Raw genomic sequence first — 25672 nt, forward strand, 5'->3', positions numbered from 1 at the left:
GGAACCCTCGGAGAGCTCCGTCGAGCCTACCAGCCGCGGTCCGGCCTGGCCGCGCTCAGGCGGATTGTGGGAGGGCCGTGGCGCTCGCGTCGGGAGCGACCCGGCCGGGCAGGATCGCCCTGACCGTGGTCCCCCTCCCCGGCTCGCTCTCGTACTGCAGGGAGCCGCCGTGATCCGCGATCACCGCGCGCGCCAGCACCACGCCGAGCCCGGTGCCGTCCTCGCGCGTGGTGAAGAACGGGGTGCCGAGCCGCGCGAGGGTCTCGGAGGACATGCCGCGGCCCGTGTCGCGGACGGCGATCTCCGCCGCGTCACCCGTCTGGCGCACCTCGACCACCACCTCCCCGCCCGGCGGCGTGGCCTCGATCGCGTTCGCGACGAGGTTGAGGAGCGCCTCCTTGAGCCGGCGCGGGTCGCCGTCGACCGTGGCTTCCCCCCGCGCGCGGAGCCGGACCCGCGCCTCGCCCGCCAGCGCCGAGAGCGCGAGCAGTGCGTCGGCGACGACCGGCCCGAGCGCGACGCGCGGCGGCCTCGCGTCCTCGCGAGGCCGGGCCGACGAGAGGAAGCGCCGCAGGATCTCCTGCATCCGCGCGACCTCGCGCTCGATGAACACCAGGCGCTCGTGCGCGGGGGCCTCCGCCGGATTGCGCAGCCCGAGCTGCACGAGCGCCTTCACGCCGGCGAGCGGGTTCTTGAGCTCGTGCGCGACCTCGACGCCGAGCGGCTCGAGCTCTCCGGCGCGCTGGGGCGCCTCGTCTGCCCCCCGAGCGAGGACGCGGAGCCCCTCGCGCACCGAGATCGTCGCGGCGGTGAAGGCCCACGCCACCGCGAGCCCGCCGCGCGGCAGGACCAGCTCGTCACCGGGCTCGAGCACGTGGTCCTCGCGATCGCCGCCCCGCGTGACGAGCACCGTCCCGCGCTCGGCGCGCACGACCACGGCGACCCGCCGGCGCGGCAGCTTCAGGGTCGCGTTCTCCGCGAGATCCCAGCTCTCGCGGGGGGGCTTCTGGGTCGTCCGGTTCCTCGTGGCCATGTCAGCTTCCTTTCGCCTCTGACCGCTCCTCCGCGGCGGGAGGGATCATTCGCCGGAGACCCGCGGCCCGCACCGCGCGACCTTGCACTCCGGGCGGGCACGGATGCACGGGCCCATCTAGAACTCGGGCTCCGGCCGCTGCGGACCGCCCTCCGCGCCCTGGTAGGCGGCGCGGAGCGGCCCGTCCGGCGGATCGAGCTCCGCCTGCGGCTCGAGCGCGCTGCGCTCCGGGACGCGGCCCTCGGCGCGGTGATCCCGGGCGATGAGCAGGTAGATGGCGGGCACGAAGAAGAGCGTGAACGCCGTTCCGATCGTCATGCCCGCGACGAGCACGAGGCCGATGCTGTTGCGCGCCTGGGCGCCGGGGCCGCTCACGAGCGTCAGCGGGAAGTGGCCGAAGACCGTCGCGACGCTGGTCATGAGGATGGGCCGGAGCCGCGTGACCGCCGCGCCCTGGACCGCCTCGAGCTTCGAGAGCCCCTGCTCCTGCAGCTTGTTCGCGAACTCGACGATGAGGATGCCGTTCTTCGCGACGAGGCCGACGAGGGTGACGAGGCCGACCTGCGAGTAGACGTTGAGCGTCGTCGTCCAGCCGTCCGTGAAGAACCGGAGGGTCGGGTTCGGCATCTTGAGGAACATCATGACGAGCGCGCCGAACATGCCGAGCGGCACGGAGCCGGCCAGGATCACGAACGGATCGCGGAAGCTGTTGAACTGCGCGGCGAGCACCAGGAAGATGAGCACCACCGCGAGGAGGAACGCCGGCAGGAACTTGTTCCCCTCGGTGCGGAGCTGGCGCGACTCGCCCGTGTAGTCGAGCTTGTAGTTCGCGGGGAGGATCTTCGCGGCCTCCCCCTCCAGGTACCCGAGCGCCTGGTCGAGGGGGCGGATCGCGACGCCGCTGATCTTCACGGCGTTGAGCTGCTGGAAGCGGTTGAGCGACCGCGGGGTGACCGAGTCCCGCAGGCTCGCGATGGACGCGAGCGAGACGAGCTGCCCACCCGGGCCGGTGACGTAGACGTCCTTCAGCTGCTCCGGGTTCAGGCGCTCCGAGCGGAGGATCTGCGGGATGACCTTGTAGCTCCGCCCGTCGATGCTGAAGCGGTTCACGTAGTTCCCTCCGACCGCCGACGCGAGATCGCGCCCGACCGTCTGGAGATCGAGACCCAGCTCCGCCACCTTGTTGCGATCGAGCTCGATCTCCGTCGACGGCTGATCGATCTTCACGTCGAGGAGCGGCGGGAACGCGAACATCCCGCTCGCCGTCGCCTTCTCCTGGAGCTTCTTCGCGAAGTCCAGGATCTCGGAGCTCTCCGCGGTCGAGGCGATGACGAACTCGACCGGGAACTGGCCGCCGCCGGGGAGCGCGGGAGGCAGGATCGGGAACGCCTGGATGCCGGGGATGGCCGCGACCTTCTGCTGGATCTGCGGGAGGAGCTCGAACGCCGACCGCTTGCGGTCCTCCCACGGCTTGAAGACGGCACCCCAGAAGCCGTTGTTCGGGAAGGTGACCTGGAACGTGAACTGCGACTCCGGGAACGACATCACGCTCTCGTTCACCTTGTGCACCGACGGCACGAGCTGGTCGAGCGTCGAGTTCGCGGGCGTGTTGACGACGCCGAAGATGTAGCCCTGGTCCTCCGTCGGGGCGAGCTCCTTGGGCGCCTGCGTGAACATCGCGAGCGCGAGGAGGCTCACCACGATCCACGCCGTGTAGATGGAGCCGCGGGACCGCAGCGCTAGCTCGAGGTGGCGCGCGTAGATCGCCTTCAGGCGATCGAAGCCGCGGTTGATGCGCCCCGCGAGCCCGCGCTCCTCGCCCCCGCCGCGGAGCAGGTACGCGGACATCACCGGCGAGAGCGTCAGCGCCACGACGCCCGAGATGGTGACGGCGCCGGCGAGCGTGAGCGCGAACTCCCGGAACAGCGCGCCGGTGAGCCCGCCCTGGAAGGCGATCGGCGTGTACACCGCGGCGAGCGTGATGGTCATCGCGATGATGGGCCCGACGAGCTCGCGCGCGCCGCGGAGCGCCGCGTCGACGGGTCTCATCCCATCGCGCAGGTGGCGCTCGACGTTCTCCACCACGACGATGGCGTCGTCCACCACGAGGCCCACCGAGAGCACGATCGCGAGCAGCGTCAGGAGGTTCAGGGTGAACCCGAAGGCCTGCATCAGGAACACCGCCCCGATGAGCGACACCGGGATCGCGACCACCGGCACGAGCACCGAGCGCAGCGAGCCGAGGAACAGGAAGATGACGATCACGACGATGAGCAGCGTCTCGGCGAGCGTCCGCTCCACCTCGGTGATGGCGTCCCGGACGTAGGTGGTGGCGTCGAAGGCGATGCGGGCCTGGATCTGGTCCGGGATCTCCTTCTGCAGGGAGTCGAGCTCCACGCGCACGCGCTTGATGACGTCGAGCGAGTTCGCGTTCGGCAGGGCCCAGATCCCGATGAAGACCGCCGTCTGCCCGCTGAAGTTGGTGAGGGCGTCGTAGTCCTCCGCGCCGAGCACCACGTCGGCGACGTCGCCGAGCCGCACGACCGCGCCGCCCTGCTCGCGGATGGGGAGCTGCTGGAACTCCCGGGGCGACCTGAGGTCGGTGTTGGCGGTGAGGTTGACCTGGACGAGCGAGCCCTTCGTCTGGCCGACCGCGGCCTGGTAGTTGTTCCGCGAGAGCGCCTCCCGGATCTGGGCCGGGCTGACGTTCAGGGCCGCCATGCGGTCCGGCTTCAGCCAGATCCGCATCGCGAAGGTGCGGGCGCCCAGGATGTCGGCGCGCTGCACGCCCTCGACCGCGGAGAGCCGCGGCTGGACGACGCGGACGAGGTAGTCGGTGATCTCGTTCTGCTTGAGGGCGCTCGAGGCGAAGGAGAGGTACGCGGAGGCGAGCGCGCTGTCGGCGGACTCGATGGTGATGATCGGGACCTCCGCCTCGGGCGGGAGATCGCCGCGCACCTGGTCGACCTTGGAGCCGATCTCCGAGAGCGCCTTGGTCGCGTCGTAGTTGAGGCGCAGCCGCGCCCGGATGATGGAGACGTTCTGCTTGCTCTCGGACTCGATGTAGTCGATGCCGTCCGCCGCCGCGATCACGCGCTCGAGCGGCGTGGTGATGAACCCGCGCACCAGCGACGCGCTCGCCCCGACGTAGTTGGTGGTGACGATGATCTGCGCGTTCTCGCTGCGCGGGTACTGCCGGGCGTTGATCGTCCGGATCGCCTGGAGCCCCGCGATGACGATGACGAGGCTGACGACGATCGCGATGACGGGGCGGCGGATGAAGAGATCGGTGAACTTCATGAGGTGGCCTCCGGCTCACTCTTCGGTCGGCTTCGGCGCGAGCTGCGCGTCCGGTGCCAGGGAGTTGTTCACGGCGACCGAGGCGCCGTTGCGCAGCTTGAACGCCCCGCTGCTCACGACGGCCTCTCCCGCCTTCAGCCCGGAGGCGACGGCGACGACGTCTCCCCGCCGCTCCCCGGTGCGGACGAACTTCTGGCGGGCGACGGTGGTCGTCTTGCCCGCGGCATCCTTCTTCTCCTCGATCGCGAACACCGAGTCGCCATAGGGCGCGAAGATCACCGCGGTCGCGGGGATGACGAGCACGGGCCGCTTCTCCGAGGAGAGCACCTGCACGTTCGCGAACATGCCGGGGCGCAGCCGGCCGTCCCGGTTCTCGAACGTCGCGCGCACGCGGACGTTGCGCGTGGCCGGGTCGACCTCGGGGTTGATGGTGGTGATCTCGCCGTCCCACGCCGCGCCGTGGAAGGCGTCGACCTGGATGCGCGCCCGCTCGCCCGGCTTCAGCTCCGCGAGCGCCTGCTGGGGCAGCCAGAAGTCCGCGTAGATCGGGCTCACCGACTGAAGCGACGCGATGGGGGTCCCGGGCGAGACGACCTGGCCCAGCTCGACCTGACGGATCGCGATGCGCCCATCGAACGGGGCGCGGATGGTCTTCTTGGCGATGGTCGCCCGGAGGTTCGCGACCGTCGCGTCCGTCTGCTTCGCGCGCGCCTCGGCGGCGTCGAGATCGGCCTGCGCGTTGGCCTCGCCGTGGCGCAGCTGCTCCGCGCGCTTCAGGCTCACCCGCGCGAGCGACGCGTCGGCGACGGCCGCGGCGAGCTGCGCCTCCTCGGCGGAGGTGTCGAGCTTCACGAGCACCTGGCCGCGCTTCACCGCTGACCCCGACTCGAACGAGATCTCGCGGATGGTCCCTGGGAGCTCCGCGCCAAGGATCACGCCGCGCATCGCCACGAGGGATCCGATGGCGGCCCGCGTCCCCTCCCACTGGGCGGCCTCGACCTTGGCCGAGGTGACGGCCTCCGGAGGCGGCGCGAACGACTCGCTCGCCCTGACCATGGTGACGATCTGGCCGGCTTTCACACCGACGAGGACGCCCACCACGACGACCAAACCGACGATGACCAGAATCCACTGCGTACGCTTGCTCTTCATGCACTCTCCCGAAGGTCAGGTACGAACCGAAACGTGCAGCCGCCGGGCCACGCGCGGACCGCGGCTTTGCCAGCGCGACTTCCCGGCTCGCCGGCGGGCCACCCGGCCAGGCTGAGCGGATCGCTCAAGCCGTGAGCAGCGCGTGCCGCCCGGGACGGCGCGCCTCACGGCGCTCCCCTGGCCGGAGGCTCGAGGAGGCTCTCGCCCGCCGCGACCCGCAGCTGCGCGCGCGAGTTGACGAGATCGGCGTCCGCCTGGATGCGCGCGGCGTCGGCGCTGAACGCGTCGCGCTGCGCCTGGAGGAGGTCGAGCTGCGTCGCGGCGCCCGCCTGGTATCGCTCCAGCGCGAGGTCCGCCGCCCGCGTGCCGACCTCCGCCTGGACGCGCGCGGACCGGCTCCGCGCGATGTTCGTCCGGACCGTCATCCAAGCCCGGTGGATGTCGTCGCGCGCCGCGAGCCGCGCGCGCTCCTCCCGCGCCCGCGCCGCGTCTGCCGCCGCGTCCTGCGCGCGGATGCCCGCGAAGTTGGTGAGGTCGAGGGACCAGCTCAGGCCGACCACCGCCTGCCAGTAGGCGTCCCGACCGGCGAGGCCCTCGGCGCTCGTCACCCGCTCGGTGACGCTCGCGCTCAGGCTGGGGACGAGGGTGAGGCGCTGCGCCCGGGCCTGCTGCTCGGAGGCCGCGCGGCTCTGCATCGCCGCGGCGAGCGCAGGGATGGCCTCGTCGGGCACCTGGAACCGCTCGAGTGGTGGCTCCTCGTGGAGGTCGTCGACGAGCGCCCTGTCGGCGTCCAGCTCGGGGGTGAGGCCGGTGAGGGACTGGAGCGAGCGCGCCGCGAGCGAGACCTGGAGCTCGGCGCTCGCGAGCTGCTGCACGTTGCGCTCGACCTCGGCCCGGGCGCGATCCACGTCGAGGAGGCCGCTCGTGCCGGCCTGGTGCCGCTCGTCGGCGATCCGGAGGCTCGCCCTCGCCACGTCGAGCGCCCGGCGCGAGGCTCCGACGAGGGCGGCGTTCGCCACGAGCTGGTAGTAGCCCTGGGACACGAGCGCCTGGACGCGGAGCTCCGTGGAGGCCGCCTGCGTCGCCGAGGCGCGCGCGTCGGTCCGGGCCGCCCGGATCCGCGCGAAGCTCGCGAGGTCGACGAGCGGGACGTCGAGCGTGGCGGTGCCGTCGAGCTGATCCTTCGGCGTGATCGTGACGATCTCGGGGGGGCCTCCTCCCGGCGCCGGCAGCTGCAGCGTCGTGTCGAACTGGTTGCGGGCGTACTGTCCGTGCAGCGACAGGCGCGGCAGCGCGCGGCCGAGCGAGACGTCCGCCTCGGCGCCGAGCTGCCTGCGGACGGCGCGCGCCTCCGCGTTGTCCGTGCTGCTCGTCCGCGCGCCGCGCAGGAACTCCTCGAGCGGCTGGAGCGCGCTCGCCCGCCCTGCCACCCCGAGCCAGAGCGCCGCGAGCAAGACCTTCACCGGCATGACGACTCCTCCCACGCGACCGCCCCGCGATCGCAGCCTTCGCCGCGCGCCCGTCGCGCTCCGCGACGACCGCCGGCGGAAGCTGCGGCGCCGTCGTGTCGCGCGCGCTTCCGTGAGTTGAAGAGAGATGAAGGCCGGGAGGGCCCCGGCGACCGGGCCAGGGCCCTCCTCGGTCCGCGGTCCGCGCGGCGCGCGGTCCGCGGCCCCTTCCGCGTCAGAACTCGTACCCGATGGACGCACCGACCGACCACCGCTCCATGCTCACCGGGGCCTGGCTCGGCGCGAGCGGGAGGTCCTCGTTGAAGCTCGTACGGTAGGTGAACCGCGCGTCGAGGAGGAAGCGGTCGTAGCCGAACGTGATCCCTCCGCCGAACGGGACGACGCCGATGTCGTCCGTGTCCTTCTGACCCGGCGCGGCGTCCCGGAGCGACAGGTGGCTGAAGCCGATGCCGCCGAAGGCGAAGGGCTCGACGAGCCAGGCGCCCGCGGCGTACGGGTACTGGAGCCGCAGCACGGCCTCGGCGCCGTTCGTCAGGAGGTCGGAGCCCGACCCGGTGGCCTTGAGGGCGGAGCCGACGTAGCCCACCTCGGCGCCGACGAAGGAGCGGCTACCGATCCCGAGGCGGGCATCCCAGGTCCCGCCGACGTCGAAGCGGTCCTTCACCGCGCGCTCCTTGAAGTCGGTGACTCCGCCTCCGAAGAGGACGTACTCGCCCAGCGGCGTCAGGAGCCCGTCGGACCCGGCGGCTCGCCAGCCCTGGGCGCTCCCGATCCCCGGCGCGGCAGCGACGAGCAGCCCCGCGATGAACGCGAACCTCGATCTCTCAGCACGCATCTCCCATCTTCCTTCTCCGGCGATCGCCGGCGCTGTCCTGCGTTGAAGCGTCGGCCTCGCCGACACCCGGACACCGTTGCAGCCCGCGGGCCACGCCATCCACCCGCGGGAAAGGCCCAATCTCGCGCGGTGCGGACGCTCCGCTCACGACGGCTGCGCAGCGGCGGGTGCAGATCGCTCAAGCCCTGAGCACGCACGCGCGCTCGCGACGCCGCCGCTCGACACGCAGGCGCGCCGAGGCCGCGAGCGGATCGCCCGCGACCTCGGCGCGTGGAGAGGTGAGGATGGAGCGGAGTCGACGCGCCACGCGCCGCCCGCGAACGCTCAGGCGCCGGCGCCCGTCCCAGCGAGCCGCGTGCGGCGCGCGTCGCGAGGGATGCCGGCGGCGAGCCCTGCCACGACGGCAGCCGCCAGGATGACCCCCGAGCCGGCGGCCTCGGGCTTGACGGTCATGAGGGCCAGGATCCCGAGCCCGATCGCGATCCTCACCCGGAGTGATGCCGTGAGCGCGGCGCTCCCCCGGGCGTCCCGGAACGCGCTCGAGAGCGCCGTCCCGCTCTCGCCGGCGAGCGCGGCGCGGAGCCGCCGCATCGCGCGCCCCGTCACGCCGCCCCCCGCGATGGCCATCCCGACCATGCCCAGGAAGGCGCCGAGGATCCAGGGCTGGCGTCCCCAGGCCGTCGCCATCATCCACGCGCCGGAGGCGAGCGCCGTGATCATCGCCGCCGGGCCGAGGCGCCGGGGCACCGCGTGCAGGCGGAGCCAGACGCCGGCGTCGCCCGGAGTCTCCGCCCGCCGGAGGCCTCCGAGCGCGACGGCCTCGATGCCGAGCGCGACGTAGACGCCGACACCGCCGAGGACGTGGACGAACACCAGGATCGAGTACGTGCTCATGGGGGCACCGCCTTTCCTGCGCACCCCGCTGCACGCGGCGGGCCACGCTCGCGGTGCGCAGGCTCGGGCGCGCTCCGCGGAAGACACCGCCAGTGGCACCGGCGGCGGGCGCGCGGATCGCTCCATCCCTGAGCACCCGCCGCTCGGGCGAGGCGCGGCCGGCGCCGTCAGCTCGCGGCGCCAGCGCCGAAGTCGGCCGCGATCTCGTAACGGCGGAGGCGCTCGGTGAGCGTGTTGCGGCTGATGCCGAGCCGGCGGGCGGCCTCGGACTGGTTGCCGCGGACCGCGGTCATCGTCCGTGCGATGACGCTCCGCTCGAGCGCGTCGAGCTGCTCTCGCAGGGTCTGGGCGCCCGCCTCCGCGCGGTCCCCGCCGTTCCGTGGCGCGAGGGACTCCGCGGACGCTGGCTCCGCGGACGCTGGCTCCGCGGACGCTGGCTCCGCGGACGTGGTCCCGGCGAGCCCGCCCGGCCCGATCTCGCCGCCGCCGCTCAGCGCCACCATGCGCGCCACCACGTTCTCGAGCTGGCGCACGTTGCCCGGCCAGTCGGCGGCCACGAGCCGCTCGACGAGCGCGGGAGCGAGGCGGACCTCCTCGGCCCCGAACCGCTCCGCGTAGCGGTGCGCGAACTCGTGCGCGAGCGCCGGGATGTCCTCCCGCCGCTCGCGCAGCGGCGGGACCACGAGCTCGACGACGGCCAGACGGTAATAGAGGTCCTCGCGGAAGCGGCCGGCGTGGATCTCGGCGAGGAGATCGCGGTTGGTGCACGCGACGATGCGCACGTCCACCTTCTCGACGCGCCCCGAGCCGACCGGCTGGATCTCGCCGTCCTGCAGCGCCCGCAGGAGCTTCGCCTGGATGGCGAGGGGCAGCTCGCCCACCTCGTCGAGGACGAGCGTGCCCCGGTTCGCCTCGGCGAAGAACCCAGGGCGCGCCTGGGTGGCGCCGGTGAAGGCGCCGCGGGTGTGACCGAAGAGCTCCGCCTCGGCCAGCTCCGCCGGGATCGCGCTGCAGTTGAAGCGGACCAGCGGGCCCTCGGCGCGCCGGCTCTGGGCGTGCAGCAGGGAGCCGATGAGCTCCTTGCCCGTGCCGGTCTCGCCGCGCACGAGGACGGTGATCTCCTTCGCCGCCACGCGCGAGGTCGCGTCGAGGAGGTGGCGCATGACCGCCGACTCGCAGACGACGCGCCGCCCGATGGCATGCTCCGCGGTGAGCTGGCGGTTCCGCTGCCGCAGCCCGCGCGCCTCGACGGCGCGCTCGAGCGCGACGAGCATCTCGTCCACGTCGAACGGCTTCGTGACGTACTCGTACGCGCCCGCCTTGATGGCGCGGACGGCGAGCCGCTCCGAGCCGTGCGCGGTCAGCAGGATCACCGGCAGGCTCTCGTCCCGCTCGCGGACGGCGCGCAGGAGGTCCATCCCGTCCATCTCGGGCATGGAGAAGTCCGTCACCACGGCGTCGGCGCGATCGACGAGCTCGAGGGCCTCGGCGCCGGAGCGCGCGACGAGCGGCTCCCAGCCGCGCCCCTGGACGAGCTCCCGAAGCGCGACGCGCACCGAGGGCTCGTCATCGACGAGCAGCACACGCGGCATCGCACGCCCCCGTGGCCACGCGCGGCAGCGTGACCTTGACGCGGGTTCCCTTGCCCGGCTCGCTCTCGTAGCGCAGCGACCCGCCGTGCTGCGCGATCACCGAGCGCGCGAGCACGACACCGAGGCCGGTGCCGTCGTCGCGGGTGGTGAAGAACGGCGTGCCGATGTGCCTCAGCGTCTCGGCGGCCATCCCGCGGCCGTTGTCGCGGACCACGATCTCCGCGTCGTCGCCGGCCGGCCGCACCTCGACCACCACCTCCCCGCCCGGCGGCGTGGCCTCGATGGCGTTCGCCACGAGGTTGAGGAGCGCCTCCTTGAGGCGACGCGGATCGGCCTCGAGCGTGGCGTCTCCCTGCGCGTACAGCCGGACGCGCGCGTCGTCGGCGCGCGCCGACAGCACGACGAGCGCGTCCGAGACGAGCGGCCCGAGCTCCACCCGACGCGGCGTGACCGCCTGCAACGGGCGCGTGAACGACAGGTAGTTGTGGAGGATCTCCTGCATCCGCGTGACCTCGCGCTCCACGATCTCGAGCCGCTCGTGCGAGGACGCCTCGGCCGGGTTTCGCAGGCCGAGCTGGACGAGCGCCTTCACGCCGGTGAGCGGGTTCTTGAGCTCGTGCGCCACCTTCGAGCCGATCTGCTCGAGGCTCTGGGCGCGAGCGAGCGCGTCGGCGGCCATCTCCTTGCGCGCGCGGGCGAACGCGTCACGCCGCTTGCGCGCGCGCGCATGGACCGGCGCGAGCAGGAGGCCGATGCCCAGGACGCTCATCAGCGTCAGGAAGGCGTAGGCCGGGCTCGCGAGCTCCGGCCCGGCGAGGGAGCGCGGGAGGAGAGCGATGACGCCCACCTCGAGGGCGGTCGCGCCCAGGAGGAGCCGCGTCTGCGGGCGGTCGCCGACCGCGGACACGGCGGCGACGTACGCCCCCATGATGGTGAGGAGCAGCGGGCTGTGGATGCCTCCGGTGACGGCCACCGCCACGCCCGTGGTGAGGAAGAAGCACGCCTGCGAGGCGACGACGAGCCAGGCGAGCTGGTCGACGTCGGCGTTGACGCAGAGCTTGATGTCGCGCTTCCGCCAGGTGAGGTAGTTGGCCTTCTGGACTGCCGCGGCGAGGGCGAGGATCGCGATCCTCCCCGCGGGGTAGCTGGTCGCCGCCAGCACGGCGACGGCGACCAGGTGGAAGACGACGGGGAGCAGGTCCTCGCTGGGCCAGCGCACGCCTCCGCGGACGGACGGCATCGCTCCGGCCGACCGGGGCGCCAGAGGGGGTTGCAGGCGGGCGTACCCGAGCATCGTGCTCGTTCCCTCCGCAAGTTCCGGGCCGGACGTGAGGACTCGCTCCATCCCCAGGCTTTAACGGGGACGAGGGCGCGCTACCCGCCTCGTGCCCAACGGGGATCTCTCGAGCTCGCGCAGATCGCTCAAGACCTGAGCAGCCGGAAAGGACACATTCACGAACCCGAGGTGTCGGCGCGAGATTAGGTCATGTTCGAGGAGCCGTGGCCGGGCTAGACCGGAGCCACGGAGGGGAAACGGAGGTGACGACGTGTACATCGACGTGAGAGCGCGTGGTTTCTCCATCACCCCTGGCCTGCGCGGCTCCATCGAGCGGCGACTCGCGTTCGCGCTCGACCGGTACGCACAGCGAATCGCGCGGGTGCGGGTCGTGGTCGGCGATCTGAACGGGCCGAAGGGCGGCGAGGACAAGTTCTGCCGGGTCGAAGTCCGGCTCCGCGGCGCGCGCACGGTGCGCGCGACCGCGGTCGACGGGGACGCGTACGCGGCGATCGGCGCCGCGGCGCACCGCGCCGGACGCGCCGTCGCGCGTGCCCTGGCGCGAGAGCGGACGACGATGCTCGAGCTCCTGTGGCTCGCGCGAACGCTCGAGCGGAGCCCGTCCGCAGCGTGAACCCGAGGCGCCCTCTTCCTCGCGCCGCGAGGGAGGGGGCGCCGGCGTCCCGAGGAGGTGAACGTGAAGTCGTTGCAAGCGTGCTTCGAGGCGAACCGCGCCTGGGCGGCGAGGATGCGCGAGCGCGAGCCGGGCTTCTTCGAGCGGCTCCTCCACGCGCAGAAGCCGGAGCTCCTGTGGATCGGCTGCTCCGACAGCCGCCTCCCTCCCGATCAGGTGGTGGGCCGCCTGCCGGGCGAGATCTTCGTCCACCGCAACGTGGCGAACGTGGTGGTGCACACCGACGTGAACTGCCTCTCGGTGCTTCAGTACGGGATCGAGGTCCTCGGGGTGAGGCACGTCATCGTGTGCGGGCACTACGGCTGTGGCGGCGTGAAGGCCGCCATGGAGCGGACGCCGCTCGGGCTCATCGACAACTGGCTGCGGCACATCCGCGACGTGTACCTCGTGAACCGCGTGGAGCTCGACGCGATCGCCGGCGCGAAGGCGCGCGAGGACCGGCTGTGCGAGCTCAACGTCGCCGCGCAGGTCGCGAACGTCTGCCACACCACCATCGTGCAGGGCGCGTGGGCGCGCGGGCAGCCGCTCACGGTGCACGGCTGGGTCTACGACCTCTCCGACGGGCTGCTCCGCGACCTCGACCTCGCCGTCGATCGAGCGGACCAGATCCCGCCCATGTTCCGGGTCCGCTGAGGCGACCTATCCGGGCTCCGCCGCCGGCTCCGCGCGCAGGCGGCGGTACGCGAGGAGCATGGCGACGCGCCAGCGCACGATCATCCCGAACGCGAGCAGGAAGAAGAGCGCGCCCGTCTGCACCTGCGTCACGACCTGCTCGATGTAGACGCGGAGCACGAACCGCACCGCGACGAGCCCGAGCAGGATCCAGAGGAACGCGCTCGAGCGCTGCATCACGACGGCGTCGCCGCTCCGGACGAGCCGCGAGGTGCGGGAGAGCGGGTACGAGAACACGAGCGCCCCGGCCGCGAAGGCGGCGCTCGCGTAGCTCCACGGCACGCGCGCGGCGGGCGCGAGGAACATGAGGAACCCGGTGCTCATCCCGAGCGGAGGGATGACGATCTTCCGGGTCGAGATGGGGCTCCTCGTCTCGCGCATCCGCCAGCCGATCATCACGGCGGCGCCGGCGAGCGAGACGAGGACGACGACGGCGGTGGGGAGGTGGCCGAGGGGCATCGGGGTTCCGTTGCGCCGGACGAGGCGCGTCGCGTGGCGGGAGAGGATACAGCGGGTCGCCAGCGGGAGGGGACCGTCCGGGCGGACGTGGGCCCGCCGCGAACGGGTCGGCTCAGGTGCGCTCGCGCACCATCGACAGGAGCATCTTGAACCGCTCCGTCGCCTTCACCGCGTGCGGCACGCCCGCCGGCATGAGCACCGTCTCGCCCGCGCTCGCCGCGACGCGCTCGCCGCCGATGGTCAGCTCGACCGCGCCGTCGAGGACCTGCACGAACGCGTCGAAGGGCGCCGTGTGCTCCGACAGCTCCTGCCCGGCGTCGAACGCGAACAGCGTGATCGAGCCACCCGGCGCCTTCGCGAGCGTCCGGCTCACGACGGAGCCGGCCACGTACTCCACCTGCTGCTCGAGCCTGACCGCCTTCGCCCGCGGCAGCTCGCTCTTGAGGACGTTCATGCGGCCTCGTCATTGCGAAGGCCCTGCCAGCGCGCAAGCCCCGTGAAATCGGGCTCATCCACCGACGGGCGGCTCCGTCACCGTCGTTTCGGTACCGACATCCCGGTGGCCCCCGCGGCCAGGCGAGCGAGCGGTCTCGTCTCACCGCCCGAGCTGGCGGCGAAGGTGCCCGAGCACGTCCATCCGGGTGACGAGCCCCACGAACGCGCCACCATCGAGGACGATCGGCACGAGCCCCGCGGCGAACATCGGCATGAGATCCGCGAGCGGCGTCGCCGGGGTGACCGTCTCGAGCCGCACCGTCATCACGTCCCGCACCGGGAGGGAGAGCCGGAGCTCGTCGTCGAGGGTCGCGAAGAGCAGGTCCGACTCGTCCACGATGCCGACGATCCGCCCCGCCTCGACCACCGGGAGCTGGGAGACGTCGTTCGCCTTCATCCGGTTGAGCGCGACGAGCAGCGGGTCGCCCGGGCCGACCGTCACGACGGCGCGGTCGGCGAAGCGGCGCGTCACGAGGTCCGTGAGATCGCCGACGAGCGGCCGCGGCGAGAGCCCCTGGTCGAGCATCCAGAGGTCGTCGAACATCTTCGACAGGTACTTGTTGCCCGAGTCGCAGACGAGCGTGCACACGCGCTTCGGGCGGTCCTGCTCGCGACAGTAGCGGAGCGCGGCCGCGAGGAGAGTGCCCGTGGAGGAGCCCGCGAGGACCCCCTCCGCGCGCAGGAGCTCCCGCGCGGTCTCGAGGCTCTCGCGATCCGGGATCCGGTACGCCTTCCGGACCCGGGACAGATCGGCGATGGGCGGGATGAAGTCCTCCCCGATGCCCTCGACGAGCCAGCTCCCCGCCTCCCCGATGGTCCCGGTCTCGACGAAGCCGGCGAGCACCGAGCCCTCGGGATCCGCGAGCACCATCTCGCAGCCGGGCACCGCGCGAGCGAGGTGGCGGGAGAGCCCGGTGAGCGTCCCGCCCGAGCCGACTCCGCAGACCATCGCGTCGAGCCGGCCGCCGAGCTGCTCCACGATCTCGGGGCCCGTCGTGGCCTCGTGCGCGGCCGGGTTCGCAGGGTTCCCGAACTGGTTCACGTAGAACGCGCCCGCCTCGCGCGCGATCCGCTCCGCGAGATCCTGGTAGTACTCCGGGTGACCCTTCCCGACGTCGGAGCGGGTCAACACGATCTCCGCCCCGAGCGCCTTGAGGTGGAGGATCTTCTCGCGGCTCATCTTGTCCGGGATGACGAGCGTGAGCCGGTAGCCACGCTGCGCCGCGACCAGAGCGAGCCCGAGGCCGGTGTTCCCCGCCGTCGCCTCGACGAGGTGCCGGCGATCCGGGCCGAGCTGACCCTCGCGCTCCGCCGCCGCGATCATCGAGAGCCCGATGCGGTCCTTGATCGAGCCCCCCGGGTTCGCGCTCTCGAGCTTCAGGAAGAGCTCGCACGGGCCCGTGTCGAGGCTGCGCACGCGCATCATCGGCGTATGCCCGATGAGCGCGAGCGCGCCGTACGCGGGACTGGAGGCAGGGGCGGAGGCGGTCATCGGGTCGGCTCCTCGGGGTCCGGTCTCCACGTCGGCAGGTCCGGGTTGCGCATCATACCGTGGGAGATCAGCGGGTGCCCGCTGCCTCCACGACGTGTCGGGGCTCACCCCGGGCGCGAGCCGGGGCGGCCCCCGGCACCGGCCGCGCGCGAGGGGCCCACCCGAACAGCCCGACCCGCCCGACCCGGCCGGCGCGCGGGGCGCGGGGGTAGCGTTCTCTCGAGGATGCCGGGCGGCGGTCCTCCGCGCGCGGAGGCGCCCCTGGACGGCGGCAGGCGAAGGAGGCGCGCCATGATGTTCCAGGACAGGGAGCAGGCGGGGCGGCTGCTCGCGGACAAGCTCGAGCGCCTCCGCGCCGAGCGGCCCGTGGTGCTCGGGCTCACGCGGGGGGGCGTGCCGGTCGCCTTCGAGGTGGCGCGCGCGCTCGACGCTCCGCTCGACGTCGTGGTGGTCCGCAAGATCGGCGCGCCGGGCTCCCCCGAGTACGCCATCGGCGCCGTCGCCGAAGGCGGCGCGGTGTTCGTACGGCGGGAGGCGCTCCGCGAGCTGGGCCTCGGCGAGGAGGACGTCGCGGAGCTGGCGGAGCGGGAGGCGATCGAGCTCGCCCGCCGCGTCCAGCGCTACCGCGGCGACCGGCCGCCGGCGGAGCTCCAGGGACGCACGGCCATCGTGGTGGACGACGGCGTCGCGACCGGCGCCACCGCCCGCGCCGCGGCCCGCGCCGCGAGGCAGCGCGGCGCCGCGCGCGTGCTGCTCGCCGCGCCGGTCGTCGCCGCGGCGTCGGTGGCCGAGCTGCGCGCGGACTTCGACGAGGTGATCGCCGTCGCGCTCCCCGATCCCTTCTACGCCGTGGGCGCCTGGTACGAGCGGTTCGAGCAGGTGTCCGACGAGCAGGTGCTGAAGAGCCTGAGGCGCGCGCGCGGCGAGCCGGCGGAGGGCGAGGTCGGCGAGCTCTGGAACGGAGAGTGGACCGGGCCTGCGGGCGCGGCCGATCCGCCCGCGCCCGAGGCCGAGATCCTGGCGATCCCATTCGACGGCCCGCCCAGCGGTCCCGGGGTCCTCGAGGGGGAGCTCGTGATCCCCGAGAGCGCCCGGGGGCTCGTCCTCTTCATCCACGGGAGCGGCTCGACGCGGCGGAGCCCCCGCAACCAGCTCGTCGCGCGCGCCCTGCGGCGCGCCGGCCTCGCCACGCTGCTCTTCGATCTGCTCACGCCCGCCGAGGCGGCCGAGGACGAGGTGACGACCGAGCTCCGGTTCGACATCGAGCTGCTCACCGGCCGCGTCGTCGCGGCGACGCGCTTCATCAGCGCCCTGCCCCGCGTGCGGGGCCTGCGCCTCGGCTACTTCGGCGCGAGCACCGGCGCCGCCGCCGCGCTCGCCGCGGCCGCGGCCCTCCCCGAGCTCGTCGCCGCGGTCGTGTCGCGCGGCGGGCGCCCGGACCTCACGCCCGTCGCGCTGCTCGAGCAGGTCCGGGCGCCGGTGCTCCTCGTCGTCGGCAGCAGGGACGACACCGTCCTGCGGCTCAACCGGTCGGTCCTCCTGCATCTCCACGCCGCCGAGCTGACCGTGGTGCCGGGCGCGAGCCACCTGTTCGAGGAGCCCGGTGCGCTCGAGTCGGTGGCCCGGCTGGCGGCACGCTGGTTCGATCGTCGCTTCTCGGCGCCGGCGGCGCTCTGGCCGCGGCCGCTCGCCTGAACGCGAAGGAGGGTCGTCATGCGCAAAGCGGTCCCGTTCCTCGACGTCCCCGTCCACCGGGTCATGACCCCGCGGCCGGCGACGATCGGCCCCGAGGACTCCCTGGGTGACGCGGCCGGCGTGATGGTGGAGGGCGGGTTCCGCCACCTGCCAGTCGTCGACCCGGACGGCGCGGTGGTCGGGATGCTCTCCGAGCGCGATCTCCGCGCTCGGCTCGGGACCGAGCTCGAGCGCTTCGCGGACGCCGCGCGCGACCTCCTCTCCGAGGAGGTCGAGGGCACGCTGCGCCCCGATCCGATCACGATCCCGAGCACCGCGACGGTGCGGGACGCGCTCGAGATCCTCGCCGACGAGCGCATCGGCGCGCTGCCGGTCCTGGACGGGGAGCGGCTCGTGGGGATCCTCTCGTACCTCGACCTGCTCGTGTACCTGCGCGGGGAGGCTCCTCCAGCGCCGGCCCGGGAGGTCGAGGCGCCGCAGCGCCAGCGACGGTCCCCCTCGCGAAAGCCGCCCGTACGCAAGCCGCCCTCGCGCCGGACCGGCGCTCGCGGTGGCCGCCGCCGCGCGGCGCGCTGAGGACCGGTGGGGGCGCGCGGCGCCCCTGGTGCGGCACGATGCCGCTACGCCTCGATCGGTTGCCCCGCGATCGAGGGCTTTCGTCCGGGCTCCCGCCGCGGTTGGATCAGCTCCGGGGGCCTCACATGACCACGCTCGCGGTCGTCTCGTTCGTCGTGCTCGTCGCGGTCGCGACGGTGCACGCCGTGATGCCGGCGCGGACCCGGGCGCCGGTCAGCGGATCGCGTACGTCACGGACACGCTCGCGCCGATCTCGAGCTCGCCCGGCGTGACCGGCGCACCGTCCGCCGCCACGATCGCCTCCGCCCGGTACTTCGCGAGCGGGATCGGCCGCTCGGCGCCAGCCTCCTCGATCGCCACCACCGCTCCGAGCGACACCCCCGCCGCCCTGGCCATCGCCTCCGCCTTTCCGCGAGCGGCGGCGACCGCGCGCGCGAGCGCCTCCTGACGCTGGGGGGCCGGATCGTCGCGCTCGAAGGTGAGGCCGCGCAGCGAGTTCGAGCCCGCGGCGACCACGCGCTCCAGGATCTGGCCGAGCTTCGCGAGGTCGCGCACGGTCACGCGGACCTCGTCGACCACCGTGTAGCCGGTGATGTCGCGCGGCTTCCCGTCCACCCAGGGACGCTCCACCTGCACGTCGTGCCGCGTCGTCTGGACGTCCTTCTCGGCGACCCCGGCCTTCGCGAGCGCGTCGATCATGCGGCGCATCTTCGTCGAGGCGTCCGCGACCGTCGGCGCGAGGGTCTTGCCGGTCGCCTCCACCCCGGCGAGCACGACCGCGACGTCGGGCCGGACCATCACCCTGCCCTCCCCGTTCACGCGGAGCGTCCGGTCGAGGACCCGGCCCTCGGCGGCGGGCGAGGCGGCGAGCCTCGACTCCGCGACGGCGGGCGGGGCGACGGGGTTCGGAGCCGCGGCGGCGCGCGTGGCGCAGCCGAGCGGGACGAGCAGGAGGAGGCCGAGGGTGCGGATCGTCGACATGGCTGCGTTACATACCCCGGCTCCGCTCAGCGCGGACGCTCCGTGGGGCCGCCGTGAGGGGTAGGTCGAAGAATGCACTCCCCACACTCCCCGCATGGGCGCGCGCTGGCGGGGTCGCTCTCGCCTAGGATGCGCCCCTTCCGATGGCCGACGGCTGCCCGATCCTCGTCGTCGACGACGACACCGACCTGCGGGAGACGCTCGGGGAGCTGCTCCAGGAAGAGGGCTACGACGCGCACCTGTGCGAGAACGGGCGCGTCGCGCTCGACCTGCTGCGCGGCGGCGAGCGCCCCGCGCTCATCCTCCTCGATCTCATGATGCCGGAGATGAACGGCTGGCAGTTCCGCGAGGAGCAGCTTCGCGACGCCCAGCTCGCAGAGATCCCGGTCATCGTCATGACGGCGAGTCGCGGTTTCGACGCGCACCCGATCACCGCCTCCGAGATCCTGTACAAGCCCGTCGGGCTCGGCGATCTCATCCAGGCGGTCGAGCGCAACGCCCGCCCGGTCTGAACGGCCGATCGTTCCGGGGGCGCAGCTCACGGTCTCGCCCCGGCGAGCGAAGCGAGCCCGCCGGCGCAGCCCCCGTGTGATCGACCCGCCGTGCTATGAAGCCGCCCGCATGGTCGAGCCGGGCCTCCCCCAGATCGCGATCCTCACCCTGCTCGCGCTCGTCGCGGGCGTCGTCGACGCGATCGCCGGCGGCGGGGGCCTGCTCACCGTCCCCGCGATCCTCTGGGCCGGCCTGCCGCCGCACCTCGCCCTCGGCACCAACAAGGGCCAGTCGGTGTTCGGCTCGTTCGCGGCGCTCGTCCGCTTCACGCGCGGCGGGCTCGTGGACGGCCGCCGGGCGCGCATCACGTTCCCGCTGGGGCTCGCCGGCTCCCTCGGCGGCGCGGCGCTGGTCCTCGCGACGCCGCCCTCCGCCCTCCGGCCCATCGTCGTCGCGCTGCTCGCCTTCGCCGCCCTCTTCGTCGGCCTGCGCCGGGGGCCGCGACCCGGGCTCGAGGACGCCCCTGCGCCCCGGAACGCTGCGCTCCTCGCGGGCGTGATCGCCCTCGCCATCGGGGCCTACGACGGCTTCTTCGGGCCCGGCACGGGCACGTTCCTCATCGTCGCCTTCGTGGCGCTGCTCGGGGACGGGCTCGCCCACGCCTCGGCGAGCGCCAAGGTCGTGAACTTCGCCTCGAACCTCGCGGCGGTCGCGCTCTTCGCCTCCCGCGGGGTCGTCGTCTGGCGCGTCGCCCTTCCCATGGCCGCGGCGCAGCTCGCCGGCGGCTGGGTGGGCGCGCACCTCGCCATTCGCCGCGGGGACGCCCTCATCCGGCGGGTGGTGGTGGCGGTGGCGCTCGTCCTAGCCGCCAAGCTCGCCTGGGACATGCGCGGTCCATGACGTGACGCGGCGAGCCTCCCCCGCGCGAGGCGCCCTTGCTACACTGCCTGCGGCGAAACGCCCCTTCCAGGAGGATGCCGCGCGATGAGCCGAACCGTCTCGGCCGAGGAAGCCGTCTCCGTCGTCAAGTCGGGCGATCGCGTCTTCATCCACAGCGTCGCCGCCGCGCCGCAGCGCCTCGTGGACGCGCTCACGGCACGCGCGGGCGAGCTGCGCGTGGTGGAGATCGTGTCGCTGCACACGGAGGGGCGCGCTCCGTACGTCGCGCCCGAGCACGCGAAGAGCTTCCGCGTGAACGCGCTGTTCGTCGGCGCCAACTATCGCGCGGCGGTCGAGGAGGGGCGGGCCGACTACCTGCCGGTCTTCCTCTCCGAGGTGCCGAAGCTCTTCCGCTCCGGCGTGCTCCCGCTCGACGTCGCGCTCGTGCACGTCTCGCCGCCCGATCGCCACGGCTTCTGCTCGCTGGGCGTGTCGGTGGACGTCACGCGCGCCGCGGTGCAGACCGCCCGCACCGTCATCGCGCAGGTGAACCCGCGCATGCCGCGCACGCACGGCGACGGCCTCATCCACGTCGACGCGATCGACTACCTCGTCGAGGTCGACGAGCCGATCCACGAGCTGCCGGCGCACGAGCTCACCGAGGCGGAGCACGCCATCGGGCGCCACTGCGCCGAGCTCGTCGAGGACGGCGCGACCTTGCAGCTCGGGATCGGCGCCATCCCGCAGGCGACCTTCGCCTACCTCGGCGATCACCAGCGGCTCGGCATCCACACCGAGATGCTCTCCGACGGCATCGTGGACCTCGTCGAGAAGGGCGTGATCACCGGCGAGGCGAAGCGCGTCCACCCGGGCAAGATCGTCGGCGGGTTCGCGGTCGGCACCCGCAAGCTCTACGACTTCCTCCACGACAACCCGCTCGTCGCGATGCTCGACATCGCCTACGTGAACGACACCGCGGTCATCCGCCGGAACCCCAGGGTCACCGCGATCAACAGCGCCATCGAGGTGGACCTCACCGGTCAGGTGTGCGCCGACTCCATCGGCGACCGGCAGTACTCGGGCGTGGGCGGACAGATGGACTTCATCCGCGGCGCGGCCCTGTCCGACGGCGGCAAGCCCATCATCGCCCTGCGCTCGACCACCTCGGCGGGCGAGCCGCGCATCGTCTCGTACCTCAAGCCCGGCGCCGGCGTCGTGACCACCCGCGCGCACGTGCACTACGTCGTGACGGAGCACGGGATCGCCGATCTCTTCGGCAAGAACCTGCGCCAGCGCGCGGCGGCGCTCATCGCGATCGCCCACCCGGCGCACCGGGATGCGCTGGCGGCCGAGGCCCGCCGCCGCTTCGGCAGCTGGTGACCCGGCGGGCCGAGCGCCCGCCCTCGAGATCTCACGCACCCGTCGCCGGCGCGTCACGCGCTGCGCGCACCATGTCGGCGTGGGGGCAGGCCCGGACGCGGCGTCCCGGTTGCGGCCAGTCCGGAGAGTACAAATTTTCTCAATCACCACGAAGGGCACGTCGACGCGCGAGCGTCCAGAGGGAGCGAGGCGATGCCAGGCTCTTGCACGTTCCTCCGCGAGGTGGAGGGCGGCCGGACGGTGATCCGCCTGTCCGGCGTCTTCGATCGCGCCTCCGCCGCGGAGCTGGCGGAGCGGCTCGAGGTCGAGGCGGGAGACGAGGTGGTGCTCGACTTCAGCCTGATCCGGGAGTTCGCCGATCTCGGCGTGGCCGCGCTCGCCCACGAGCTCGCCGGTGGGGACCGGCGCCTGCTGCTGCGCGGCCTGCGCCAGCACCAGCTCCGTATCTTCCGCTACTTCGGCGTGGACGTGGAGTCGTTCCAGCCGTCGCCGCCGGCGCCCGCGATGCACTGAGCGGCCGGGCTCGCGCCCGCTCGCCCGGGAGAGCTCGACGTCGGTGCGCCCCCACGTCGCCCGCGGGAGCGCACGCCCCGTCGCTCACACGATCTCCCGATCTCCTCCGGCCGCGTCCTCGCCTGCCCCGCGGCGCGGCTCGTCGCCGCTCTCCTCCTCGCGCACGGCGCCTTCCTCCTCCTCCGTGCCGAAGTACCCCTCGTAGTACGGCTCCCTCCGCGGCGGCAGGTCCGTCCGTGGGGTCTCGTCGCGGCGTTCCTGGCGGCGCTCTTCCTCGGGCTTTCGCGGCATGGCGACCTCCTCGCGTCTCGAAAACCTGCGCCCCGTTGCCGCCGCCGTGAAGCGGCACCCCGCGACGGGCCCCACCCGGCGTTGCCGCGGGGCGGCGGGCGCCCGAACGTACTCAGGGGGGATGACCCATGGCGCGGGCGATCTGGAGCGGAGCGCTGACGTTCGGACTCGTCAACGTCCCGGTGAAGCTCGTCACCGCGGTGACGCAGAAGGAGGTCCGCTTCCACATGCTCCACGACGAGGACGGGGGGCGGATCCAGCTGAAGCGCTTCTGCGCCAAGGAGGACGTCGAGGTCCCCTACCAGCACATCGTGAAGGGCTACGAGCTCTCGAAGGGGAAGTACGTCGCCATCGATCCGGACGAGCTCGAGCAGCTCGACCCCAAGGCCACGCACACCGTGGACATCCACGACTTCGTCGAGCTCGCCGAGATCGACCCCGTCTTCTACGACCGGACCTACTACCTCGTGCCCGAGGCGAGCGCCGCCAAGCCGTACGCGCTCCTGCTCGACGCGATGCGCCGCTCGGGCAAGGTGGCGATCGCGACGTTCGTGTTCCGCACGCGCGAGTCGCTCTGCTGCGTCCGGCCGATCGAGGACGCGCTCGCGCTCTCCACCATGAACCGCGCCGACGAGGTGATCCCGGTCTCGTCGCTCGACCTCCCGAAGCACGCGAAGCCCTCCGAGCGCGAGCTCGCGATGGCCGAGCAGCTCGTCGGATCGCTCACGACCGCGTTCGAGCCGGAGCGCTATCCCGACACCTACCGCGAGCGCGTCCTCGAGCTCGTCCGGAAGAAGGCCGAGGGCGAGACGATCGAGGCGCCCGCGCCCGAGCGCGCGCCCGCCGAGGTGGTGAGCCTCGCGGACGCGCTGTCGGCGAGCCTGGCCGCCGCGCGGCGCCGCGGGAGCGAGCCCGCCGCGCACCCCGCGCGCGGCGAACGGCGTCACCGGCCCGCCGTGGCGGCGCGCGGCGCCGGAAAGAAGAAGGCCGCGAGGAAGAAGCGGCCGTGACCGCCCGGGCGAAGCGGCCGGCCGCGAAGAGGGCCCCTGCGAAGGGGGCCGGCGCGAGGCGGACCTCGGCGAAGGGCGCCGCCGTCGAGGTGGAGGTCGGGGGGCGCCGCCTCGTCCTCAAGAACCTGGACAAGGTCTTCTACCCGCAGGCCGGCTTCACGAAGGGCGACGTCGTCGACTACTACGCGCGGATCGCCCCGGCGCTGCTGCCGCACCTGCGCGATCGCCCCCTCACGATGAAGCGCTACCCCGAGGGTGTCGAGGGCATGTCCTTCTACGAGAAGCGCTGCCCGCCTCACCGCCCGGAGTGGGTTCACACCGCGAAGGTGTGGAGCGAGGGGAACGGCGAGTTCATCGACTACTGCGTCGTGAACGACCTCCCGTCGCTGGTCTGGGCGGCGAGCCTCGCCGACCTCGAGCTGCACACGTCGCTGTCGCTCGCCCGCGCGGTCGAGACGCCGACGACGCTCGTGTTCGACCTCGATCCCGGGCCGCCCGCGGACGTCGTGGCGTGCTGCGACGTCGCGCTGCTCGTCCGGGGGCTCCTGCACCGCCTCGAGCTCGAGAGCTACCCGAAGACCTCCGGTTCGAAGGGCCTCCAGCTCTACGTCCCGCTCAACGGACGGGTGACCTACGACGAATCGAAGCCGTTCGCGCACGCGGTGGCGCAGGTGCTCGAGCGGGCGCACCCGAAGCTCGTGGTCGAGCGCATGCGGAAGGACCTCCGCGTCGGGAAGGTGCTCGTCGACTGGAGCCAGAACGACCCGCACAAGACCACCATCTGCGTGTACTCGCTGCGCGCGCGTCCCCGGCCGACGGTCTCCGCTCCGGTGACCTGGGCGGAGGTCGAGAAGGCGGCGCGCACCCGGCGGGGCGACGGCCTCGTGCTCGAGGCGAGGGACGTCCTGCGGCGGGTCGAGCGGAAGGGCGATCTGTTCGAGCCAGTGCTCACCCGCCGCCAGCGGCTCCCCGGTCCCGAGCGCATCGAGCGGGCAGGGGCACGCTGAGATCCGGGCCTGGCGGGAGCGAAGCGAGAACCCGCCGGGGGCCACGCCTCGTCCGCCCGAGCCGCTGGGGGCCCGCCCCGCGAGCGAAGCGAGCGCGCCGGTGCGCCGGCCACGCCCCGGGCGCAACTTCTGACTCGGACACAGGGCGGCGCGGCGGGGCGGCGGCGCGGAGGGACAAAGGGATGGACCAGCACGAGCGGTTGATCGAGGCGGGTGCGACGCGGGCGCCCTCGACCCCCCGGCCAGGCCCGATGCGGGCGGCGAGCACCAAGGATCTCGTGACGCAGCTCGTGCAGAAGGCGAGCCTGCTCGCCCGGAAGGAGGTCGAGCTCGCCAAGGCGGAGCTGAAGGAGGACCTCCGCTCGGAGATCAAGATGGCGAGCGGCCTCGGCGTGGCGGGCGTGTGCGCGCTCGTGACGCTCCAGCTCCTCCTGACCGCGATCGTGTTCGCGCTCTTCGAGGCCCAGGTGATGCCGGGCTGGGCGGCGTCGCTCCTCGTGGCGGCGGTGGTGCTCGCGGTCGGGACGGCGGCCGGGCTGTGGGGCTGGGCGAAGCGCGTGAAGAAGCCGCTCGACACGACCCGCCGCTCGCTCCAGGACAACGTTCGCTTCGCGAAGGAGCGGATCGCATGAAGGACGGATCCCCGGCGAGCGTCTCGCGCGTCTCGGGCGAGATCGAGGCGCTCCGCAACGACATCGGCTCGCTCGTCGCCGAGCTGGACCGAAGGCGGCACGAGCTGTTCGATCTCCGGTTGCAGGCGAAGCGCCACCCCGTGGCCGTGATCGCCACCGGGGTCGCGGCCGCGCTCGTCGTGGGCGGCCTCGTCGCCCTCGCGGTGCGCTCGCGTCGCGAGGCGCGGCGCCCGAGCCGGAGGGCGCGCGAGATGAGCCGCGCCATCTCCCGCCTGATGGAGCACCCGGACCGCGTCGCCACGGAGCAGTCGGTGCGCGACAAGATCCTCGCCGCCGCGGGGATCGCGGCCGGCACCGCCCTCACGAAGCGGCTGGTCGATCGGTTCGTCGCCGCCACACCGCCGCCGCGGCGCGCCCGCGGCAACGGCGCCGCCGGCGAGGTCCGCACGCACGCCTGAGCGACGGGCCGCGGCTCGGCGCGGGGCACGGCGCGAGGGCGTCCCCCGCGCCGGCCGCCGTCACTGCGCCCGGTCCTGGAGCGCGTGCACGCCCGTCGCGTGGGCGCAGTGCGCGCAGCAGAACTGCTTTCCTTGCGCCTCCACCCCGTGACCGATCACCCGGCACCCGCAGTGCGCGCAGCGCGGCGCGAGCGCCTGGATGGCGCACTCGAAGCTGTCGAACACGTGGCGCTTGCCGCCCGCCGTCACCTCGAACGCCTTGTCGTACTCGTTTCCGCACACCTCGCAGCTTCCGGTCATCGCTCCCCTCCCTCGCTCCGCCGTCCGCCGGCGGGCCGTCGCGCCGTGCCGCGTGTCGGACGCCGCCGTGGATCATGGCCACTCGCGCGGGCGGC

General features: G+C 73.3%; 26 protein-coding genes. 12 read left to right on the forward strand and 14 right to left on the reverse strand.

The features are described from left to right. Window positions 1-55 precede the first annotated feature (55 nt). The 8 genes from MNY62_RS04970 to MNY62_RS05005 form a co-directional block, all read right to left on the reverse strand. Window positions 56-1033, reverse strand: a complete 978-nt coding sequence (locus MNY62_RS04970; protein WP_242343002.1) for an ATP-binding protein — start codon at window positions 1031-1033, stop codon at window positions 56-58. Window positions 1034-1150: 117 nt separating this feature from the next. Then, window positions 1151-4333: an efflux RND transporter permease subunit gene (locus tag MNY62_RS04975; protein WP_242343003.1), complete on the reverse strand. Its 3183-nt coding sequence runs from the start codon at window positions 4331-4333 to the stop codon at window positions 1151-1153. A 15-nt stretch (window positions 4334-4348) separates the two neighbouring features. After that, complete coding sequence (locus tag MNY62_RS04980) at window positions 4349-5485, reverse strand: efflux RND transporter periplasmic adaptor subunit (RefSeq protein ID WP_242343004.1); 1137 nt, start codon at window positions 5483-5485, stop codon at window positions 4349-4351. Between the two features lie 164 nt (window positions 5486-5649). After that, complete coding sequence (locus tag MNY62_RS04985) at window positions 5650-6954, reverse strand: TolC family protein (RefSeq protein WP_242343005.1); 1305 nt, start codon at window positions 6952-6954, stop codon at window positions 5650-5652. Between the two features lie 214 nt (window positions 6955-7168). Then, the gene (locus tag MNY62_RS04990) at window positions 7169-7789 is read right to left on the reverse strand and encodes a hypothetical protein (protein WP_242343006.1); all 621 of its coding nucleotides are present in this window, start codon (window positions 7787-7789) and stop codon (window positions 7169-7171) included. Window positions 7790-8113: 324 nt separating this feature from the next. Beyond that, window positions 8114-8683 (reverse strand): hypothetical protein, encoded by a 570-nt coding sequence (locus MNY62_RS04995; protein WP_242343007.1) that lies wholly within the window; start codon window positions 8681-8683, stop codon window positions 8114-8116. 167 nt (window positions 8684-8850) lie between these two features. Beyond that, window positions 8851-10275: a sigma-54-dependent transcriptional regulator gene (locus MNY62_RS05000; RefSeq protein ID WP_242343008.1), complete on the reverse strand. Its 1425-nt coding sequence runs from the start codon at window positions 10273-10275 to the stop codon at window positions 8851-8853. Next, on the reverse strand, window positions 10250-11494 hold the full coding sequence (locus MNY62_RS05005) for a two-component system sensor histidine kinase NtrB (RefSeq protein ID WP_242343009.1): 1245 nt from the start codon (window positions 11492-11494) through the stop codon (window positions 10250-10252). Before MNY62_RS05005 ends, MNY62_RS05000 begins: the two co-directional genes overlap by 26 nt. Window positions 11495-11834: 340 nt before the next feature. Between MNY62_RS05005 and MNY62_RS05010 the strand changes: the two genes are divergently transcribed. Then, the gene (locus tag MNY62_RS05010; RefSeq protein ID WP_242343010.1) at window positions 11835-12185 is read left to right on the forward strand and encodes an HPF/RaiA family ribosome-associated protein; all 351 of its coding nucleotides are present in this window, start codon (window positions 11835-11837) and stop codon (window positions 12183-12185) included. 63 nt (window positions 12186-12248) lie between these two features. Next, on the forward strand, window positions 12249-12878 hold the full coding sequence (gene can, locus MNY62_RS05015; protein ID WP_242343011.1) for a carbonate dehydratase: 630 nt from the start codon (window positions 12249-12251) through the stop codon (window positions 12876-12878). Window positions 12879-12884: 6 nt separating this feature from the next. Here can and MNY62_RS05020 read toward each other — a convergent pair whose 3' ends face one another. From MNY62_RS05020 to MNY62_RS05030, 3 genes are all read right to left on the reverse strand, one after another. Continuing rightward, the gene (locus MNY62_RS05020; protein ID WP_242343012.1) at window positions 12885-13376 is read right to left on the reverse strand and encodes a CcdC family protein; all 492 of its coding nucleotides are present in this window, start codon (window positions 13374-13376) and stop codon (window positions 12885-12887) included. Window positions 13377-13488: 112 nt separating this feature from the next. Then, window positions 13489-13830 carry a cupin domain-containing protein gene (locus MNY62_RS05025; protein ID WP_242343013.1) on the reverse strand — a complete coding sequence of 114 codons (342 nt, stop codon included), beginning with the start codon at window positions 13828-13830 and terminating at the stop codon, window positions 13489-13491. 141 nt (window positions 13831-13971) lie between these two features. Continuing rightward, window positions 13972-15363, reverse strand: coding sequence for a pyridoxal-phosphate dependent enzyme (locus MNY62_RS05030; RefSeq protein ID WP_242343014.1), 1392 nt, complete (start codon window positions 15361-15363; stop codon window positions 13972-13974). 291 nt (window positions 15364-15654) lie between these two features. Here MNY62_RS05030 and MNY62_RS05035 point away from each other — a divergent pair, with 291 nt between their 5' ends. Both MNY62_RS05035 and MNY62_RS05040 read left to right on the forward strand, forming a co-directional pair. Then, window positions 15655-17058 (forward strand): phosphoribosyltransferase family protein, encoded by a 1404-nt coding sequence (locus tag MNY62_RS05035; protein WP_242343015.1) that lies wholly within the window; start codon window positions 15655-15657, stop codon window positions 17056-17058. Between the two features lie 18 nt (window positions 17059-17076). Next, complete coding sequence (locus MNY62_RS05040) at window positions 17077-17634, forward strand: CBS domain-containing protein (protein WP_242343016.1); 558 nt, start codon at window positions 17077-17079, stop codon at window positions 17632-17634. A 213-nt stretch (window positions 17635-17847) separates the two neighbouring features. Here the strand turns inward: MNY62_RS05040 and MNY62_RS05045 are convergent, their stop codons facing one another. Next, entirely contained in the window at window positions 17848-18615 is a 768-nt protein-coding gene (locus MNY62_RS05045; RefSeq protein ID WP_242343017.1) for an SIMPL domain-containing protein, read from the reverse strand. A 143-nt stretch (window positions 18616-18758) separates the two neighbouring features. Between MNY62_RS05045 and MNY62_RS05050 the strand changes: the two genes are divergently transcribed. The 4 genes from MNY62_RS05050 (at window position 18759) to MNY62_RS05065 (ending at window position 21879) form a co-directional block, all read left to right on the forward strand. Further along, window positions 18759-19127 (forward strand): response regulator, encoded by a 369-nt coding sequence (locus tag MNY62_RS05050; protein ID WP_242343018.1) that lies wholly within the window; start codon window positions 18759-18761, stop codon window positions 19125-19127. 109 nt (window positions 19128-19236) lie between these two features. Then, window positions 19237-20007: a TSUP family transporter gene (locus MNY62_RS05055; protein ID WP_242343019.1), complete on the forward strand. Its 771-nt coding sequence runs from the start codon at window positions 19237-19239 to the stop codon at window positions 20005-20007. 84 nt (window positions 20008-20091) lie between these two features. Then, window positions 20092-21366, forward strand: coding sequence for an acetyl-CoA hydrolase/transferase family protein (locus MNY62_RS05060; protein WP_242343020.1), 1275 nt, complete (start codon window positions 20092-20094; stop codon window positions 21364-21366). Window positions 21367-21558: 192 nt separating this feature from the next. Continuing rightward, complete coding sequence (locus MNY62_RS05065; protein WP_242343021.1) at window positions 21559-21879, forward strand: STAS domain-containing protein; 321 nt, start codon at window positions 21559-21561, stop codon at window positions 21877-21879. Window positions 21880-21963: 84 nt separating this feature from the next. On the opposite strand, the gene MNY62_RS05070 is transcribed toward MNY62_RS05065, so the two are convergent. After that, complete coding sequence (locus MNY62_RS05070) at window positions 21964-22170, reverse strand: hypothetical protein (RefSeq protein WP_242343022.1); 207 nt, start codon at window positions 22168-22170, stop codon at window positions 21964-21966. 128 nt (window positions 22171-22298) lie between these two features. Here MNY62_RS05070 and ku point away from each other — a divergent pair, with 128 nt between their 5' ends. The 4 genes from ku (at window position 22299) to MNY62_RS05090 (ending at window position 25277) form a co-directional block, all read left to right on the forward strand. Beyond that, entirely contained in the window at window positions 22299-23180 is an 882-nt protein-coding gene (gene ku / locus MNY62_RS05075; protein ID WP_242343023.1) for a non-homologous end joining protein Ku, read from the forward strand. Beyond that, complete coding sequence (gene ligD / locus MNY62_RS05080; protein ID WP_242343024.1) at window positions 23177-24187, forward strand: non-homologous end-joining DNA ligase; 1011 nt, start codon at window positions 23177-23179, stop codon at window positions 24185-24187. The genes ku and ligD overlap by 4 nt, the downstream gene beginning before the upstream one ends. Before the next feature lie 182 nt (window positions 24188-24369). Beyond that, window positions 24370-24819 (forward strand): phage holin family protein, encoded by a 450-nt coding sequence (locus MNY62_RS05085; protein WP_242343025.1) that lies wholly within the window; start codon window positions 24370-24372, stop codon window positions 24817-24819. Then, window positions 24816-25277 (forward strand): hypothetical protein, encoded by a 462-nt coding sequence (locus tag MNY62_RS05090; protein ID WP_242343026.1) that lies wholly within the window; start codon window positions 24816-24818, stop codon window positions 25275-25277. The genes MNY62_RS05085 and MNY62_RS05090 overlap by 4 nt, the downstream gene beginning before the upstream one ends. A gap of 60 nt (window positions 25278-25337) precedes the next feature. Here MNY62_RS05090 and MNY62_RS05095 read toward each other — a convergent pair whose 3' ends face one another. After that, window positions 25338-25577 (reverse strand): hypothetical protein, encoded by a 240-nt coding sequence (locus MNY62_RS05095; protein WP_242343027.1) that lies wholly within the window; start codon window positions 25575-25577, stop codon window positions 25338-25340. Window positions 25578-25672: the final 95 nt, after the last annotated feature.

Origin of the sequence: Anaeromyxobacter terrae, assembly GCF_022690685.1 — a bacterium.
In the GTDB taxonomy this organism is placed as follows: Bacteria; Myxococcota; Myxococcia; order Myxococcales; family Anaeromyxobacteraceae; genus Anaeromyxobacter; species Anaeromyxobacter terrae.